Source organism: Isoptericola sp. NPDC057391 (assembly GCF_042668085.1).
Lineage (GTDB): Bacteria > Actinomycetota > Actinomycetes > Actinomycetales > Cellulomonadaceae > Isoptericola.
In genome coordinates, this window is the sequence record NZ_JBHVBO010000283.1 from 1 (window position 1) to 3,532 (window position 3,532).

A 3,532-nucleotide genomic window follows, 5' to 3' on the forward strand; every position below is an offset into this window, starting at 1 on the left:
GGGGTGAGGTGGGGGTGGAGGAGGAGGTCGTCGTCGTAGTCGCCGGTGTTTTGGAGGTAGTGGTCCAGTCCACTACCTCGGCGAGCGTGGAACTACCTCGCCGGCTCTCGAACTACCTCGCGCAGGGGTGCGGGTCAGGCGGCCTGCTGCTGCTTGACGCTCGCGGGGACCTCGCCGGGCTCGGCGCCCGCGACGATCGGGACGCGCACGGCGTTGCCCCACTCGGTCCAGGAGCCGTCGTAGTTGCGCACGTCGTCGATGCCGAGCAGGTAGCGCAGCGCGAACCAGGTGTGGCTGGAGCGCTCGCCGATGCGGCAGTACGTGATCACGGAGTCGCCCGTGGTGAGGCCGAGGCCGCCCTCCTGGTAGATCGCCTCGAGCTCGGCGCGCGTCTTGTAGGTGCCGTCCTCGGAGACCGCGGTGGCCCACGGGACGTTGCGGGCCGACGGGATGTGCCCGCCGCGCAGCACGCCCTCCTCCGGGTAGTCCGGGATGTGCAGGCGCTCGCCGGAGAACTCCTGCGGGGAGCGGATGTCCACCAGCGGGCCGTTGCCGAGGTGGGCCAGGACGTCCTCCTTGAAGGCGCGGAACGTCGAGTCGTCGCGCTCGACGACGGGGTAGTCGCCGCGGGCGGGGGAGGGCACGTCGGTGGTGAGCTCGCGACCCTCGGCCACCCACAGGTTGCGGCCGCCGTCGAGCAGGCGGACGTCCTCGTGGCCGAACAGGGTGAAGACCCAGGCCGTGTACGCGGCCCACCAGTTGTTCTTGTCGCCGTACAGCACGATCGTCGTGTCGCGGGAGATGCCGCGGCTCGCGAGCAGGTCGGCGAAGCCGGCGCCGTCGAGGTAGTCGCGCTCCACCGGCTGCAGCAGGTCGGTGTGCCAGTCGATCTTCACGGCGCCGGGGATGTGGCCGGTCTCGTAGAGGAGGACGTCCTCGTCGGACTCCACGACCACCAGGCCCGGGGTGTCGAGGTTCTCGGCGAGCCACGACGTCGTCACGAGGCGCTCGGGGTGCGCGTACTCGGCGAGGCGCGGCGTCGGGTCGGTGGGTGCGGGCATGGTTCCTCCATCTGTGCGGGTTCCCGGACACTCTAGGAACTGCACCACCTGCAGCGACAGCCCGCGTCCACCATGTGGGACCACGATGCGAGACGACGTATGCCAGGTTCGAACGCCCGCGATGCGGAAATGTGATTCCAAAATGCTTGTGGTGTCCGTCACCGAGTGTTAGCGTCACGGATGCCAACGGCGGGCCCGGGCCGGGCTGAGGTCGACGTCGACGTCAGCCCGGTGGTCGACGAGATCGATCCGACACCGGCAGCTATCTACCAGGCGGCATGAAGGACAACTCGCCTGCAGCGACCCGCCGAGCGCCCGGTCTCCACCGGGACCTCGAGGGGCCGACGGACCCGAGCACCCGGGGGCCGCTGCCCGAACCGTGGAGACTCACCATGGACCGCAATGCCGTGATCAACACCCAGGCACCCAGCGCGGCCGTTCCCGTGGACATAGCACACCTCGAGAAGGCCGTCGCACTGGCCGTCGACAGCGTGGCGAACGCGGGCGGCCCCTTCGGAGCCGTCGTCGTCACCCGTGACGGCCGCGTCATCGAGGGCAACAACCGCGTGACCCAGGACAACGACCCCACCGCGCACGCGGAGGTCACCGCCATCCGGCGCGCCTGCGCCGAGCTCGGCACGTTCGACCTCTCCGGGGCCGTCCTCTACTCGAGCTGCGAGCCGTGCCCCATGTGCCTCGCCTCCGCCCTGTGGGCGCGCGTCGACGCCGTCTACTTCGCCGCCGACCGCCACGACGCGGCCGCCGCCGGGTTCGACGACGCCGTGTTCTACGACTTCTTCGCCTCCCGGCTCCAGGAACTGCCCGAGACCCGGGCCGCCGGCGGGGTCATGACCGTGCGCCACGAGCGCACCGGCAGCGCCGTCGCGCCGTTCGACGCGTGGCGTGTCCTCGAGACCCGCATCGACTACTGACGCGCGGGCCGGAAAGGACACAACGACGTGACCATCCTGGGAACCCGGCGGGACACCGCCGAGAACGACAAGACGCCCTCCACCGCCGGCCGCGGCCTGCTGGAGCGGCTGTTCAAGATCACCGAACGAGGCTCCACCACGGGACGCGAGATCCGTGGCGGCCTGGTGACCTTCTTCGCGATGGCGTACATCGTCATCCTCAACCCCCTGATCCTCGGCGGCACCAGCGCCGAGAACGCCCCCACCGACGTCGCGGGCGGCTGGCTCGCGACGGCGCAGGTGGGCGCGGTCACCGGCCTCGCCGCGGGCGTGCTGACCATCCTGTTCGGCCTCGTCGCGAACCTCCCGTTCGCGCTCGCGGCCGGGCTGGGGATCAACTCGTTCCTCGCCGTGGCGGTGGTCGGCGACGTCACGTGGCCCGAGGCGATGGGCCTCGTGCTCATCAACGGCCTGCTCATCGTGCTGCTCGCCGTCACCGGCGCGCGGTCGGCCATCTTCAACGCCGTCCCGCGCCAGCTCAAGGCGGCCATCACGGTCGGCATCGGCCTGTTCATCGCCTTCATCGGGTTCGTCGACGCCGGCTTCGTCACCCCCACCGAGGGCGGCCCGCCGGTGCAGCTCGGCGACGGGGGGTCGATCGCCACCGTCCCGACGATGGTCTTCGTGTTCGGCCTGCTGCTCATGGGGATCCTCGTGTCCCGCGGGGTCAAGGGTGGCCTGCTCATCGGCCTGATCGGCACCACCGTCGTGGCGATCGTCGTGGAGGCCGTGCTCCAGCTGGGGCCGGCGAGCGACGACAACCCCGGCGGCTGGCACCTGTCGGTGCCCGCCCTGCCGGACTCGCTGGTCTCCGTGCCCGACCTGTCCCTGCTGGGCCAGTTCAGCTTCGGCGCCTTCGACCGCATCGGGGCGCTCGCGGCCACGATGCTCGTGTTCACGCTGTTCTTCACGAACTTCTTCGACGCGATGGGCACGATGACGGGGCTCGCGAAGCAGGGCGGCCTCGCCGACAGGGACGGGAACTTCCCCCGGATCAAGTCGGCGCTGGTCGTCGAGGGCGTGGGCGCGGTCGTGGGCGGCGCGACGTCGTCGTCGTCGAACACCGTGTTCGTCGACTCGGCGGCGGGCGTCGGCGAGGGGGCGCGCACCGGCCTGGCGTCGGTCGTGACGGGCGGCCTGTTCCTGGTCGCCATGTTCCTCACGCCGCTCACCGCCGTCGTGCCGATCGAGGCCGCCAGCGGCGCCCTCGTGGTGGTCGGCGCGATGATGATGCGGGAGATCAAGGAGATCGACCTGGGCGACTTCTCCGTCGCCCTGCCGGTGTTCCTCACGGTCGTGACGATGCCGTTGACGTACTCCATCGCCAACGGGATCGGGATCGGCTTCATCACGTGGGTGCTGCTGCGCTTCGCCTGCGGCCGGGCGCGCGAGGTGCACCCGCTGCTGTGGGTGGTCGCCGCGGGCTTCCTCGTGTACTTCGTGCGCGGCCCGCTCTCGGCGGCGCTCGGCGCCTGACGGCAACGTCGGTCGGGCCTGCCG

3 protein-coding genes are annotated in these 3,532 nt (G+C 70.9%); 2 read left to right on the forward strand and 1 reads right to left on the reverse strand.

Annotation, left to right across the window (positions count from 1 at the left end; genetic code table 11):
- Positions 1–134: 134 nt before the first annotated feature.
- On the reverse strand, positions 135–1,061 hold the full coding sequence (locus ACFUVW_RS20220; RefSeq protein WP_430573087.1) for a sulfurtransferase: 927 nt from the start codon (positions 1,059–1,061) through the stop codon (positions 135–137).
- A gap of 392 nt (positions 1,062–1,453) precedes the next feature.
- Here ACFUVW_RS20220 and ACFUVW_RS20225 point away from each other — a divergent pair, with 392 nt between their 5' ends.
- Both ACFUVW_RS20225 and ACFUVW_RS20230 read left to right on the forward strand, forming a co-directional pair.
- The gene (locus ACFUVW_RS20225) at positions 1,454–1,993 is read left to right on the forward strand and encodes a nucleoside deaminase (protein ID WP_430573088.1); all 540 of its coding nucleotides are present in this window, start codon (positions 1,454–1,456) and stop codon (positions 1,991–1,993) included.
- Positions 1,994–2,020: 27 nt separating this feature from the next.
- Positions 2,021–3,508, forward strand: a complete 1,488-nt coding sequence (locus ACFUVW_RS20230; RefSeq protein ID WP_430573089.1) for an NCS2 family permease — start codon at positions 2,021–2,023, stop codon at positions 3,506–3,508.
- Positions 3,509–3,532: the final 24 nt, after the last annotated feature.

Coding starts and splice junctions, on each gene's coding strand:
- ACFUVW_RS20220 (WP_430573087.1), bottom strand. CDS start 1,061: ATGCCCGCACCCACCGACCCGACGCCGCGCCTCGCCGAGTACGCGCAC.
- ACFUVW_RS20225 (WP_430573088.1), top strand. CDS start 1,454: ATGGACCGCAATGCCGTGATCAACACCCAGGCACCCAGCGCGGCCGTT.